The sequence below is a fragment of the Levilactobacillus bambusae genome (assembly GCF_003124125.1).
Classification (GTDB): domain Bacteria; phylum Bacillota; class Bacilli; order Lactobacillales; family Lactobacillaceae; genus Levilactobacillus; species Levilactobacillus bambusae.
In genome coordinates this window covers 60,534-73,802 of the sequence record NZ_QCXQ01000001.1, presented here as the reverse complement: position 1 = coordinate 73,802, position 13,269 = coordinate 60,534, and the positions used below count along the sequence as shown (strand labels likewise).

The following is a 13,269-nucleotide window of genomic DNA, read 5'->3' as shown; positions in this document are numbered from 1 at the left end:
ACATTCGAACGACGCCCTTAATATCTGAGCAATCGTTTTTTAAAGGGAAGCTACCCCTAAACGTCCGTGATAAACTGAATACAGTGTACCATACTTTTCATCATATCCCTACCAGTTATAAACGCAAAAAAGCACCGCAGCAAGACTGCGATGCTTTTAGAGTTAGGATTAACGACGTAAACCTAATTCTTGGATTAAGTTCCGGTAACGCTCAACATCGTTATCTTTAAGGTAACGTAAGAGGTTACGACGGTGACCAATCTTCTTCATCAAACCACGTTGTGAAGAGTAGTCATGCTTGTTGGCTTTCATGTGGTCGTTTAAGTCGTTAATGTCGGCAGTTAAAACTGCAACTTGGACCTCAACTGAACCCGTGTCGCCTTCATGACGAGCAAACTTCTTGATAATTTCATCTTTACGTTCTTGACTAAGTGCCATTGTAAATTTCCACCTTTCAAATAGATAAATGCCCAAAACTGAGTGTTCGTTGGTGGTCGCGGGACACCAAGTTAAGGGTTTTGTGCTCTCGCACAGTTATTTACTATAACGATTTTACTTGTGATTTGCAAGGCCTAACTAAAAATAACCGTTCCTATCAAGTAGTTTTCCTTTACAAACTGCAGACAAGCTATTGATTTGTTTTCCAGGGTTCGGTATAATAGTGTTCGTTGAAATTTAACGAATCCCCTTTGACGGGTTTCAGCACGGAGGTGAAAAAAATGCCAATCATCAAGTCAGCTATCGAACGTGTTAAGACGAACGAAAAAGCTAACAAGCGTAACAAAGAACAACTTAGCACGATGCGGACTGCAGTTAAGAAGTTTGAAAAAGGTATCAATGACGGTGCCGATAACACTGAGGAATTATTCCGCCAAGCTTCCAAGGCTGTTGACCACGCCGCTTCTAAGGGCTTAATCAAGAAAAACAAGGCTTCACGTGACAAGTCACGTATGGCCGCACGTTTAGCTAAGTAATCTTAACCTAAACCAATGATGTCCGGTTCTTAACCGGGCTTTTTTTGTCCCCTCATTTTCGTAACCTTTATTGAAGAATACGGCCCAGATCAGTCGCACACCAATAAAAAACCAGCTAACGCCAAAGGTCCTCCCCTTGGCAGCAGCTGTTTTTTTGACTTAATTATTCAATTTAACCCGATCAAACCTTAAGTTAGTGATTGACGACCCGATTATCAACAAATCGGGTCATAAACAATTCAAAGAGAAGTTCAGGATCCGTTTGGGATGATTTCATTTTCGTTTCCACATCAACCAGCCCTAAGTAGGCCTGATTGAGATCCGTAAGGTTAAATTTTTTTTGCATTTGTAGCGCCAACTTAATCCGGTAAGGGTGCACTTTTAGGGCGCTGGCTAGGGACCCCTGTGAATACCCCTCCTGAGATAAAACCTTAACTTGAATCAATAACCGAAATTGACCAATTAAAATCGCGTTAATTTTTAGTGGTTCTTCCTTCGCTTCTAATAATTGCCGGTATAACGTGACGGAAGCCTTCGTGTTATGACTTAATACGTCATTCACTAGGTCAAAAACATTTTGGGTTAACGTTTTAGTCACTAAGTCATCAACCGCTGATAAGTCAATTTGCTTTGTGCCCAGGCAATAGAGCTCTAGTTTAGGTAATTCTGCCATCATCAGGGTTAAATCAGCATCGGTACGTTGTAAAAGTTCAGCTAATGCGTTGGGCTCAATTGAATATCCCGTCCGCTTAATGTCGTTTTGAACGTAAGCCTTAATCTGGCGTTCATCCAATTGATTAATTTCAACAAATTCGGCCGCTTTTTTTAATCGCTTGGTCACTTTTTTGCGGGCATCAAGCTTAGCGTACGGCGCAAAAAATATCAAAGTGGTTGTGGGTTCTGGGTGTTCTAGGTAATGGATTAAACCCTCAATATCGTGATCTGGCTTTTGCTTTTTAGTCTCCCCGGACAAAAAAAGGGGGTTTTCAATAATTACAATCCGGTGTTCCCCAAAAAAGGGAGCCGACATCGCATCATCCAGTGCCACCGCAAGCGGTGTGGTATCCATATCATAGCTCGCATAATTCATTGTTTTCTCGTCGGCTGGAATAAGATGGATAAACCCCTCCCGAATTTGGCGTTGAAGGTAATCCTGCTGGCCTAAAATAACGTATATCGAGGCTAAACTTTCTAAGTTCGGTTGTTTTAGTTGTTGTATTAAATCAAAAATCTTCACGGTATCGACTCCTTTAATTTGACGTGCCATATCCCAACCTGGCCGAAGTAACGAAACCAAATCATTCCCCGTTGCTGCGTCGAAAATTGGGGGATTTTTTGACGGGCCAAGGTGACTAGCGTTTCCTCGTTTGGGTGTCCATATCGATTATGGCGGCCAGCTGAAATAATTGCAAGTTTTGGCTGTAATTCAGCCAAGAACTGCGGGTCTGACGATGTTTTACTGCCGTGATGGCCTAGCTTAATGATGTCTGCCTTGAAGGCTGGATACCTCATTAAAATTTGCCGCTCCCCCGCTCGGTCCAAATCGCCCATGAATAAAAATCGTTGTCCCCCATAACGACCTAGCAATACCATTGAATCCGCATTACTGCCTAACCCGGGTTGAAAGGGATGGATGACGGTTAACCCGGCCCCCACCGACTGACCAGCCCGCACAGAAATTAGTTTCGTCTGGGCCATATGGCCGCTCAGTCGATGACAAAACGCCCGGTTATTTTCCATTCCGGCGGGGACGTATAACCGTTGAACGTGCATCGTATCTAAAACGGTCGCTATATCCCCCACGTGGTCGGCATCCTGATGAGATAAGTATACCCCATCCAACCGTGAAATTCCCTGACTTTTTAGGTAGTTTAAACTCGTCCTAGTTGCGTTAGCTTGACGCACTGTCGGTGGCGCCCACGTAGGATCTGGCAAGTTTAGTTTACCTCCCGTATCAATCATGACAACCTGTTGGTTAAAGGGGGTCCGAATTAAAAAGCTGTCCCCCTGACCCACATCAAAAAAGACAACTTCCCCCAAAATTGGAAAATGAATCCATAAAAATCCAACCAGGTAGATCATCCCAAGTAAACGACTTAGCCTCTGCCACTTATTGGGAAATGCAAGCAACAGCGTCGTAGCGCCGACCAGTAAGATGAGTATGGGTAACGGTGGTCGCCCATAGATGATCATCCCCGGCAATTGCGAAACCCATCGAATTCCCGTTTCAAATCCGCTTAAGAGGACAGCCACAAGTAATGCCAGGGGGTAAAAACAGTGTGCCGCAATCACACCAATAAAGGTTAGCGGCATGATCGTGATCCCAAAGATCGGTACCACGATTAAATTAGCTACGACAGATAAGAGATGCCATTGATACAAACTATTCAAAAGGATGGGCAACTGAATTAGGTTTAGCGCCAACAAAACGAAGAACCGACTCTGGTGATGTAACATAATCAGCCCAAAGGATAGGGCAAAGCTGAGTTGGGGGCCCATCATCAGAACAATCATCGGATTAATCATCAAGGTGATCATAAGCGCTAACGACCAGTTATCTAAACCGCTCAAATGAATCCCAAATTGTTTTGCGATTAACGAATTGCCGGCCATTAAAACCGAACGTAACAAGCCGACTGATCCGCCCGCAATGACAAAGTAAATGGGCAGCATTCCCAGTTGAATGATCTGCACTGTCTGCCTTGGAAGCCATAGGTGAAATAATCCCCATTCCAGCGCTAAGATCATCAATGATACGTGAAGTCCGGAAATACTAAAAAGGTGAATTAACCCTAGGTCCTGAATTCCCGTCATGGCCTGATTAAAGTCGTTGCTCCGGGTACCCGTTATGAGTCCTAGGGCGTACGGTTTCAGTAATCCTGGGAGCCGATTAAAATCGTTGATCATCAACATCCGGAACCAATGCAAAAGGGTCAATGGTCGTGTAATTGATAAGGGCAACTGTTGAATTGACTTGAGCTGACTAATCTTTACGGTTTGGGCGACCCCATTTTCCCGAAAGTAACGTTGACTATCGAATTGATTGACGTTGGTAGGTGGTAAGATCTTAACCAGCTGCCCCACTACCGTCACCTCAGCCGGTCGATCCAACGTTCGTAATCGGTGGTACTCGGCGTGATTTTTGGCCCGGCCAGTTAGTAAAACCCTGCCCCTTTGGTGGGTTAAGGTTCCGATTTCACTAAACTGAGCCCCGTTCCAACGGAGTTCATCCGGCAGTATCCGGATCGTTAGTGTTTCATCAGAAACGGGCTTAAGGGTTAATTGGTCAAGGACCGCTTCCCGGTGCCAAATCACGCCGCACATGATCACTGCACAGAAAACGGTCACCAGTAGCGTTTGAGATTCCCTTAACTTACACAGACGAAGAACAAATAAGCCAAACAAAACCAACCCAATAATCGGTTGCCAGTACCAGATTAGGGCGACCAGCGTCATTGCGAAGGCGCCAAAGATCAGCCGGTTGGGTTTTATCACATTTAATTGAAATTTCATCCCATCAGACGCTAAGGTGAGACCGTAAATTAGCGACGGTTTTCTCACCAAATCCTGGGACATCTTTCAAATCATCCACGGATTTAAAGCTGCCGTGCTGTTGCCGGTACTCAATGATCTTATCGGCCTTCTTATCCCCCACCCCATTAATGGTCATTAATTGTTCCTTAGTGGCTTGATTCAAGTTTACGGTAGCTCCCGATCCGCTACTGGTCTGACCTGATTGACTAGCCGTGCTAGATGAAACTGAACTTGGTTTTGTATCCGCCGTATTTTGCTGTCCGGCAGGCGGTCCCTTGACCTCGCCCTTAATTGGCACGTAAACAACCTGCTGATCCGTTAAACGTTGAGCCAGGTTCAAATGTTTCTGGTCGGCCGATCGCGTACAGCCGCCCGCAAGTTGAATGGCATCCATTACCCGCATATCATCCCTAACTTCGTATAGTCCAGGGTGCTTAACGGCTCCCTTAACATCCACAAAAACTCGCCCGCTTGAAGGGCCAATATCGCCAGATTGATGTGCCTCTGAAGCAGCGGGAAATGATGAACCTGACGTCTTATCACTGTTCAACTCCCCAACCTGTTGACTGGTGAATTCGGGGGTCGCCTGATCGCTATGTCCCCGGTTGAGCGTCATTATCCCAATGATAAGGGCAATCACGCCAATGATTCCTCCCGTAATGACCCACCGAAGATGGATCCCAATTAACTGTCGTAATCTTTCCAACGTCTTTCACCTCCTTACTTACATATATCCGTAATTAAATGCTGGTCTGGTGTAAGATCTAAAAACAAATTCACATTCTTCTTCCATCGCTCCCGGATACCCGTGCCAGATCACAAAAAAAGCGAACCTCAATTTGATCAAAAATCAAATTGAGGTTCGCTTTTTTATCAATGGGTTTCCAAGTAGTTAACGGCGTCGCTAAAAGTTTTAACTGGTACCACTTTCATATCTGGAGCATATTTTTTGGCGGTCGCCTTAGCTAATTGGTAATTGGTTTGATGGTGCTCCTCATACTTTAAAAGTAGGCGGCTAGGTTTCTGATACGGCGCAAAGAAGACGGTCGCTCCTGCCTTCTTTGCGGCAATCACCTTCTTATCAATTCCACCAATTTCTCCAACGTTTCCATCACCGTCGATGGTTCCGGTTCCGGCAATTTGTTTACCGTGCCGCAAGTTTTTATTAGTTAGCTGTTGATACAATTGCAGGCTCAGCATTAACCCCCCAGATGAACCCCCGATTGCGCCAGTGTTAACCCGAACAGCTGGTTTAGTCGTCACCTTAACGTTATCCGTTAACGTAATTCCAATTCCCGCCGTGCCGGTCTGGATTTTCATTAGTTTTTCGGTTGCCTGCTTGGGTTTCCCGTTATGCTGATACTCAATGGTGAGCTTTTGGCCGATTTTTTGATGCTGAATGTACTTTTGAAAGCCAGCCGCACTATTATAGTGATGTCCATCAACCTGGGTAATGGTATCACCAACGTGAAGCTGTCCCTTAAACGGGCTTTGATCATTCAAATCCACCACATAAATTCCTAAGTACTGACGACTAACCGGCTTATTAGCCGCATGAAATGCCGTGTACTTCGCTTCATTAATGGCACTTTGCATGTAAAAATCCTGGACTTTTGTGTAGGTTTGACTACTCTGACCTCCGGTTACCGCAGCCTCTGGTTCCACGGAATAGTAAGGAATCAGCTTTGCCTTTAATAAACTCACGGGCCGTGCCTTAGTTAGGGCCACCGTCATCAGCAAAAAGTCACCGGATCGGTCATCCGGATGCCCCTTAACCGTCACCATCTGTTTTAAATCGTTCGCATCTCCGGGACCCTCAATGTATTCAGGCAGCGGCAACAAAAAGAACCCCGCCACTAAAACCACGGTAATCGTGGTTAAAATTGTTGACCGCCACCGGTGCCACCACGTTTCTGGCTTAGTCTGCATTTTCATTCCTCCGTTGCTCAATGGCTTTAGCAGCCGCCGGAGGTAAAACACCGGTAATGTCCGCCCCAAACTGAATGACCTCTTTGATTAAAGATGATGAAACGAAAGCGTCCGCCGGATTGGCTAATAAAAATACCGTTTCAATCTTCGGATTAAGGTATTGATTCATCCCCGCAATCCCCTGTTCATATTCAAAATCAGTTACATTCCTCAGGCCCCGAATGATAACGGTGGCGCCTACCGAAGCGGCAAAGTCGGTCGTTAAGCCCGTTTCAATCTGAACGGTAACGTTGGGCAGATCGGCGACACTTTCAGATAGAATTTCTAACCGTTCTTCTGGGGTAAAATAGCCGGTTTTTTGGGTGTTAACCCCAATGGCTACAATCAGTCGGTCAACTAAATGGCTGGCCCGTTCAATCAAATGCATATGGCCCACAGTGACGGGATCAAAACTGCCAGGAAAAATTGCTGTCGTCATCCTATTCTCCCCCTAACTGATAGATCGTTAACTGTGTGATACCGTAATCTTTTCGTTTTAATAGGCGATAATTTGGCAGGTCATCCGGTAAATTAGCGGCCATGTCGGTTTCGCAAACCACAACGGCATTGGGTGCCAACAGTTTCAACTCAATTAACCGTTCCATTTCAGTCATAATTTTTTGATCTTTATACGGCGGATCAAAAAAGACCAGGTCAAACCGATCGTTGGCTTGGGACAGGGAGTCTAAGACTCGTTCTGCATCGCCCTTAATGACCGTAAACCGATCGGGATCCTTGGTTACGGCAATGTTATCCTGAATGGTTGCAATCGCCGCTCTTTGCCGATCAATTAACACTGCGTGATCAATTCCACGCGATACGGCTTCAATGCTTAGTCCACCAGACCCGGAAAAAAGATCTAAACTTTGGCCACCGTCAAAGTAAGGTCCCACAATGTTAAACATATTTTCCTTCACTTTATCGGTCGTTGGTCGGGTTTTCATTCCAGGGACTGCCTTTAACTTACGTCCCCCGTATTCACCACTAATCACCCTCATTCGTCAACCTCCAGTAAAGCATCTCCGGTAGTATCGCCAAAGGTTTCTCTGACATCTTGCCTTGGGGATGAAATCACTCGTTTAACAAACCGCAACGATTTTAACTTTTCCGTCACGGCCTCCGCCTCGGCTAGATCAACATACATCACCGCATACCGCATCCGTTTGCTCGTATATTCGACGTTACCATACCGTTTAAGCTGCCGCATCTGTTTTAAACTATAAGTATAAATAATTAACTCTGTTCGTGGATTAATCTTAAAGGTCACTTCTAAATCCTCCTAACCTTAACCATTTAAATCACTTGCCGCTTTAACTTTTGCCGGGCACTAATATTTAGGACTAGGCCCATCACCAAAGCAAGGGTCAGGGTACTCGATCCCCCATAACTAATGAAGGGAAAGGTAACCCCCGTAATGGGAAGCATCCCTAAGACGCCTCCGATATTAAACAGGGTTTGAACGGTTAAGTAAGTTGCACTACCGTAACAGACTAAGGTGGCATAAGTGGACTGGCTCCGAATTCCAATTAATACCATCCGGGCAATAATAATCATAATCAGCATAATAACCACAATCGCCGTTACCAGCCCAAGTTCCTCCGCTAAGATAGCCATAATAAAATCGGTATTAGGTTCAGGCAGATAACCCGTCTTCTGAATGGAATTCCCTAATCCAACCCCAAAGACCCCGCCGTTGCTTAACGCATAGTAAGAGTTAACCAACTGGGCCCCAGACCCATTAGCATGCTGAAACGGTCGAACGTAGGCAATAAACCGCTGCAACTGATACATATGGGTATGGGCAGCCACGGTAGATAACCAGGTTGCCACCGGGCCGATGACCACGATGATGGCAGCAACGATCCCCGTCAGAATCATTCCCGACCAGCGCCAATCAATTCCAGACGCTAATAGCATAACGATGATAATAGCGGCGTTAATCGTTGCCCCACCGGTATCGGGTTGAACTAAAATTAAACCCACAATGATGGCCGCCAAAATAATGGGTTGCCGAAAGGTTGGCCACCACCCAAATTCTGGAATCTCATCTTGACGATTATCAATTGTATTTGCAAACCAAATGATAAAGTAAAACTTAATAAACTCCGCTGGCTGAATGCTGATCGGGCCCAAGTGAATCCAGCCGGCCGCTCCATTCACCGTTTGACCAAATACCAGCAAAAAGAGAAGGAGAATAATAAATACGAGTGCCGTAATGGCCAGCACCTGGGTTTGCCGAATTTTCCTTAACGAAATGGACGACATAAACGCCGCTGCAACGAGCCCTACTATAACGTAAACCACCTGTTTAATTAAGTAACTCGTTGCGCTTCCCCCGGTTTGATTACCAATGTCCATGCTGGACGAATAGACCATAATAATTCCTAAGATGCTTAGGATTAGATATGGGACTAGGAGGACATAGTCTAAGTAATGCCACTTTCTCATTTTTTAGCGCTCCGTTTCAATCATCGGTTAAAAACCGACCGAATGGATTAATTATAGCATAACTCACGCATCAAACTGATGGTCTGCCCCGTTCTTTAAGGAAGCTTTTAACGCAAAAAAACGGTTCAACCCCAAATTCACTTAACTAGGGGTTGAACCGTTATCTTACGTCTCAGAATTACTTACGTGCAGCACTCCGACGTTGTTTAGCAGCCTTTTCACGGGCGTTAGTATTTAAGATTTGCTTCCGCAAACGAACATGTTCAGGTGTTACTTCACAATATTCGTCTTCGTTTAAGAATTCCAATGATTCTTCCAAGGTCATGTGTAATGGTGCCTTAACCTTGGCAATATCTTCAGAACCAGCAGCCCGGACGTTGGTTTGGTTACGTCCACGGGTGATATTAACCGAAATATCGTTATCCCGACTGTTTTGCCCAACGATCATTCCTTCGTACACTTCTGTCCCGGGATCGGTGAAGATTAATCCCCGATCTTGGACGGCCATAATGGCATACGTGGTAACCGCACCCGAGTTAATTGAAACTAAGGTTCCGTTACGACGACCTGGTTGCCAGTTCTTGATAACCGGAGCGTACTTTTCAAAGGTATGGTTCATGATTCCATATCCGTGAGTTAATGACAGGAATTCAGATGAGTAGCCAATTAAGCCACGGGATGGGGCAAGGAACGTTAACCGAGTTTGACCGTTATCGGTTGTTTCCATGTTTAACATTTCACCCTTACGTTGTGATAACGTATCGATGATTGAACCCGTGTACTCGCTAGGCGTATCAATTTGAACCTCTTCAAATGGTTCGCTTTGAACGCCGTCAATATTACGGTAGATAACTTCAGGCCGTGATACTTGGAGTTCGTAACCTTCACGCCGCATCGTTTCAATCAAGATTGAAAGGTGTAATTCACCACGACCCGATACAATCCAAGCACCGGGATCATCCGTATCTTCCACCCGAAGGGAAACGTCAGTGTGAAGTTCACGCTTCAAACGTTCTTCGATTTGACGGGACGTTACAAACTTACCTTCTTGACCGGCAAACGGTGAGTCATTGGTCCGGAAAGTCATTTGTAAGGTAGGTTCATCAATCCGTAGGGGTGGTAATGGTTCCTTCTTATCAGGTGAAACCACTGTTTCACCCACGTTGATTTCATCCATCCCAGAAACGGCAATCAAGTCACCGGCCTTGGCTTCGTTAATTTCAACCTTGCTCAAACCGATAAAACCAAAGAGCTTAGTTACCCGGAAGTTCTGTGATGAACCATCCAGTTTCATAACGGTAACGCTGTCTCCAACCTTGATCTTACCACGGAAGATCCGCCCAATTCCGATCCGACCAACGAAGTCGTTGTAGTCTAACATGTTCACTTGGAATTGGAGGGGTTCGTCACTATTATCAATTGGTGAAGGAATGCTTTCGATGATGGTATCGAAAATTGGCTTCATCGTGTGTTCTTGCGTTGATAACTCAGCATCGTAACTTGAAGTCCCGTTCATGGCTGAAGCATAAATCACTGGGAAGTCCAATTGTTCTTCGTCAGCGCCTAATTCGATGAAGAGATCCAACACTTCATCAACCACTTCAGCTGGACGTGCACCTTCACGGTCAACCTTGTTGATTACAACGATTGGCGTTAAGTGTTGTTCTAAGGCCTTCTTCAAAACGAAACGCGTTTGCGGCATCGTTCCTTCGTAGGCGTCCACAACAAGTAAACAACCATCAACCATCCGCATGATCCGTTCCACTTCACCACCAAAATCGGCGTGTCCTGGCGTATCTAAGATGTTGATTTGTTTGTCACCGTATTTAACGGCAGTATTTTTTGAAAGGATCGTGATCCCACGTTCTCTTTCAATTGCATTTGAATCAAGTGCCCGATCCTCAATTTCAGCATGGCTGTCAAGGGTATCGGATTGCTTTAACATTTCGTTAACCAATGTCGTCTTACCGTGGTCAACGTGCGCAATAATCGCAATGTTACGAATGTCGTCCCGAGTCTTCAAGTAGGTTTCTCCCTTTCCTGGTTAATCTCAATTTTAGAGTAACGTTTAAGTGACAAGATCAATTAATCTTGTGGCACAACACCAAGTGCTCGCTGGCATAAAAAAACTGTGACCGTAGTCACAGTCGGATGTTATCCCTGAACAATCTTCAGGATATCCTGTTGTGCTTGCTTCGTCGCTACTAATACAAGATTAGATGATAACATATCTAACGCATTACCGTCAATAGTTGAAACAACAAGTCCAAGAGGTTCTAATAATGCGCGCCCAGCGGCGATATCCCACGGTTTTAAATATGAAATATAGCCCACGTTCTCGCCGGCTAGCACGGCAATAATGTCAAGACCTGCACTTCCATAGATCCGCATACCAGACGCCGCGTGTTCAATGGCTTGCATGTGGCTAACATCGTTCACTACCAGCGACGCACTCATCCCCATTAACCCATCGGATAACGATAGGTTTTCCGGTTCTGGGACTGCCAACCCATTGGCAAACACCCCAATCTGGGGTCCGCCGTGGTAAATGACGTTATTCATAACATCCATAATGGCGCCGTAAACGGGTTCCCCGTCTTCGTAAACGCCAACCATCATCGCAAAGTGATCATGCTGTTTGACGAAGTTCATGGTCCCGTCAATTGGATCAACAATCCATAGCCGCCCCTTCAGGCTGTTAACTTGATCCCCAAACCCTTCTTCCCCCAAGATTTTAGCCTGTGGATCAAACCCGTGAATTTTTTCAACGTAAAATTTTTCGTTTTCCTTATCAACATTTGTCACAAGGTCCTTACGCCCCGTCTTAGTTTGAACCGTCAGCCGCTGACCAAAATGGTTTAAAATTCGGGTTCGTAATTCAAGCATCCAATCACAAACGGCGTGATCTATCCGGCGAATCTGATGTTCATTCATTTCGATTCCCCCTACCGAACGGTCATCTTAACGTGAGCAGTATCAGTCAACGTTTGGGCGGCTTGGATCGTTCTATAGATGCTAAACCCAGAGATTCGTTCAAACTCACGGTCAATCTGCTTTTCCGCCATTTTAGATTCGACAACCGTTTTAAAGTCCCGGTAATTTTGCATTAATTCCGCTTTAATTACTCCCTTAGGCAACTCATACGCATCCTCTATTGAACGGTAAAGGCCCGTTACCTTGATGATGTCATCGGTCGACCAATCTAATTCTAAGGGGTACTCATAATTTTCCTTTGGCATTACATATCCTCCGCTTGGTTTGCTTCTACCTGAGCCTTTTCCGTTTTTACCGTTGCAACTAACTCCGTAAAGTCGTGATTTTCACTTTCAGAAAGTGATAGCTCGGTTAACCGTTGAACGCCCCGTTGGTTGATTAATACCGGCGTTGACAGCGCAACGAGCTCCTTACCGGGCTGTAAATTTGTAATTGTTAAAATGGCAGGATTGGGCGTTAACAGGCATTTAGTAACGTCCAACAAACTAGTCATTCGTAAAAATAAGTTATTTTGGATACTCTCACTTTGAATCCAATCTTCCGACGAGGACATTTCCTGAACACTAAAGGGGTTATCCGAATTTGCTAAGTACATTAGTGCGGGGGCTGGTCCAAAAGTGGTCCGACTCCAAGCCACGAAATTATTGCTGCTTGTTCCAATGACGTACACTCGAACGTCATTTTTTCCCAACCCCAGTCGTTTTTCTAGGCGATTCGCTAAAATCCGGCTTTCTGGATAGGTTCCCAGGCCCAATAACCGGTGCGCTGCCATCCCCGAAAATTGGGCGGCAAAGAGCAACATCTGTTCGTCATGGGCCCCTGCAAACAGGAGGTTTCCGTCAAAGCCGCTTTCGACAATGTCATTAATTATTCGCCGAAACCGTGGCATTCCCGCAGAAAAAGTGGCAATGGATACCCGATTAGGATGTTCATTTTCGACCCAGTCTAGGTCAAAAATGACAATCAGTTCGGCGTCTTGGTAATCTGTACTGGTTCCAACGCTCAAAGAAAACGCGTGGCATCCCTCAGCAGAAGCTATCAGGTCCCGATACTGATTCACTTCATCAGTTGAAGCCGGGATTACCACGAGGGACATGGGTAAATCACGCGTAATCGCCATTTGGATAACCGTTTGAATCTCCCGATATATCCCTTGAAACACTACTCGACTGCTCATTTCGGACCTCCTCGATCTTCGCCTTTTCTCACTTAATTATAAGTTTTTCCCTTTAAATCGCAAGTTTGAGCTGCTTATTTGTCCAATAATCAGATCCATAAAATCGAGTCCGCCGCCAATGTTCGCTCGATTTCACCGTAAAATATGGTACACTAAAAGGAGTGAAATTGAGTA

Annotated in this window: 14 protein-coding genes; 1 reads left to right on the top strand and 13 read right to left on the bottom strand. The window is 45.3% G+C overall.

The features are described 5' to 3' along the window. Positions 1-168: 168 nt before the first annotated feature. Positions 169-438, bottom strand: a complete 270-nt coding sequence (rpsO, locus tag DCM90_RS00455) for a 30S ribosomal protein S15 (protein ID WP_109249394.1) — start codon at positions 436-438, stop codon at positions 169-171. Between the two features lie 281 nt (positions 439-719). Between rpsO and rpsT the strand changes: the two genes are divergently transcribed. After that, entirely contained in the window at positions 720-974 is a 255-nt protein-coding gene (rpsT, locus tag DCM90_RS00450) for a 30S ribosomal protein S20 (protein ID WP_109249393.1), read from the top strand. A 193-nt stretch (positions 975-1,167) separates the two neighbouring features. Here the strand turns inward: rpsT and holA are convergent, their stop codons facing one another. From holA to DCM90_RS00390, 12 genes are all read right to left on the bottom strand, one after another. Further along, positions 1,168-2,241, bottom strand: coding sequence for a DNA polymerase III subunit delta (gene holA / locus DCM90_RS00445; protein ID WP_109249392.1), 1,074 nt, complete (start codon positions 2,239-2,241; stop codon positions 1,168-1,170). Continuing rightward, positions 2,208-4,469, bottom strand: coding sequence for a DNA internalization-related competence protein ComEC/Rec2 (locus DCM90_RS00440; RefSeq protein ID WP_165815162.1), 2,262 nt, complete (start codon positions 4,467-4,469; stop codon positions 2,208-2,210). The genes holA and DCM90_RS00440 overlap by 34 nt, the downstream gene beginning before the upstream one ends. Positions 4,470-4,491: 22 nt before the next feature. Next, positions 4,492-5,214, bottom strand: a complete 723-nt coding sequence (locus DCM90_RS00435; protein ID WP_109249390.1) for a helix-hairpin-helix domain-containing protein — start codon at positions 5,212-5,214, stop codon at positions 4,492-4,494. A 167-nt stretch (positions 5,215-5,381) separates the two neighbouring features. Beyond that, positions 5,382-6,443: a SepM family pheromone-processing serine protease gene (locus DCM90_RS00430; protein WP_370738404.1), complete on the bottom strand. Its 1,062-nt coding sequence runs from the start codon at positions 6,441-6,443 to the stop codon at positions 5,382-5,384. Then, positions 6,427-6,915, bottom strand: a complete 489-nt coding sequence (coaD, locus tag DCM90_RS00425; protein WP_109249388.1) for a pantetheine-phosphate adenylyltransferase — start codon at positions 6,913-6,915, stop codon at positions 6,427-6,429. Before coaD ends, DCM90_RS00430 begins: the two co-directional genes overlap by 17 nt. Position 6,916: 1 nt before the next feature. Beyond that, the gene (rsmD, locus tag DCM90_RS00420; RefSeq protein ID WP_109249387.1) at positions 6,917-7,474 is read right to left on the bottom strand and encodes a 16S rRNA (guanine(966)-N(2))-methyltransferase RsmD; all 558 of its coding nucleotides are present in this window, start codon (positions 7,472-7,474) and stop codon (positions 6,917-6,919) included. Beyond that, on the bottom strand, positions 7,471-7,743 hold the full coding sequence (locus tag DCM90_RS00415; protein WP_109249386.1) for a YlbG family protein: 273 nt from the start codon (positions 7,741-7,743) through the stop codon (positions 7,471-7,473). The genes rsmD and DCM90_RS00415 overlap by 4 nt, the downstream gene beginning before the upstream one ends. 26 nt (positions 7,744-7,769) lie before the next feature. Beyond that, on the bottom strand, positions 7,770-8,924 hold the full coding sequence (locus DCM90_RS00410; RefSeq protein ID WP_109249385.1) for an FtsW/RodA/SpoVE family cell cycle protein: 1,155 nt from the start codon (positions 8,922-8,924) through the stop codon (positions 7,770-7,772). Between the two features lie 178 nt (positions 8,925-9,102). Continuing rightward, the gene (gene typA / locus DCM90_RS00405; RefSeq protein ID WP_109249384.1) at positions 9,103-10,947 is read right to left on the bottom strand and encodes a translational GTPase TypA; all 1,845 of its coding nucleotides are present in this window, start codon (positions 10,945-10,947) and stop codon (positions 9,103-9,105) included. A 131-nt stretch (positions 10,948-11,078) separates the two neighbouring features. Further along, complete coding sequence (locus tag DCM90_RS00400; protein ID WP_191981016.1) at positions 11,079-11,858, bottom strand: inositol monophosphatase family protein; 780 nt, start codon at positions 11,856-11,858, stop codon at positions 11,079-11,081. An 11-nt stretch (positions 11,859-11,869) separates the two neighbouring features. Then, positions 11,870-12,163 (bottom strand): UPF0223 family protein, encoded by a 294-nt coding sequence (locus tag DCM90_RS00395; RefSeq protein WP_109249382.1) that lies wholly within the window; start codon positions 12,161-12,163, stop codon positions 11,870-11,872. Continuing rightward, positions 12,163-13,095: a Rossmann-fold NAD(P)-binding domain-containing protein gene (locus DCM90_RS00390; protein ID WP_109249381.1), complete on the bottom strand. Its 933-nt coding sequence runs from the start codon at positions 13,093-13,095 to the stop codon at positions 12,163-12,165. The genes DCM90_RS00395 and DCM90_RS00390 overlap by 1 nt, the downstream gene beginning before the upstream one ends. Positions 13,096-13,269 lie beyond the last annotated feature (174 nt).

What these genes read in the sequence shown, in the direction of transcription:
- rpsO (WP_109249394.1), bottom strand. Translation starts at nt 438, where the DNA reads ATGGCACTTAGTCAAGAACGTAAAGATGAAATTATCAAGAAGTTTGCT.
- rpsT (WP_109249393.1), top strand. Translation starts at nt 720, where the DNA reads ATGCCAATCATCAAGTCAGCTATCGAACGTGTTAAGACGAACGAAAAA.
- holA (WP_109249392.1), bottom strand. Translation starts at nt 2,241, where the DNA reads ATGGCACGTCAAATTAAAGGAGTCGATACCGTGAAGATTTTTGATTTA.
- DCM90_RS00430 (WP_370738404.1), bottom strand. Translation starts at nt 6,443, where the DNA reads ATGAAAATGCAGACTAAGCCAGAAACGTGGTGGCACCGGTGGCGGTCA.
- coaD (WP_109249388.1), bottom strand. Translation starts at nt 6,915, where the DNA reads ATGACGACAGCAATTTTTCCTGGCAGTTTTGATCCCGTCACTGTGGGC.
- rsmD (WP_109249387.1), bottom strand. Translation starts at nt 7,474, where the DNA reads ATGAGGGTGATTAGTGGTGAATACGGGGGACGTAAGTTAAAGGCAGTC.
- DCM90_RS00410 (WP_109249385.1), bottom strand. Translation starts at nt 8,924, where the DNA reads ATGAGAAAGTGGCATTACTTAGACTATGTCCTCCTAGTCCCATATCTA.
- DCM90_RS00400 (WP_191981016.1), bottom strand. Translation starts at nt 11,858, where the DNA reads ATGAATGAACATCAGATTCGCCGGATAGATCACGCCGTTTGTGATTGG.
- DCM90_RS00395 (WP_109249382.1), bottom strand. Translation starts at nt 12,163, where the DNA reads ATGCCAAAGGAAAATTATGAGTACCCCTTAGAATTAGATTGGTCGACC.
- DCM90_RS00390 (WP_109249381.1), bottom strand. Translation starts at nt 13,095, where the DNA reads ATGAGCAGTCGAGTAGTGTTTCAAGGGATATATCGGGAGATTCAAACG.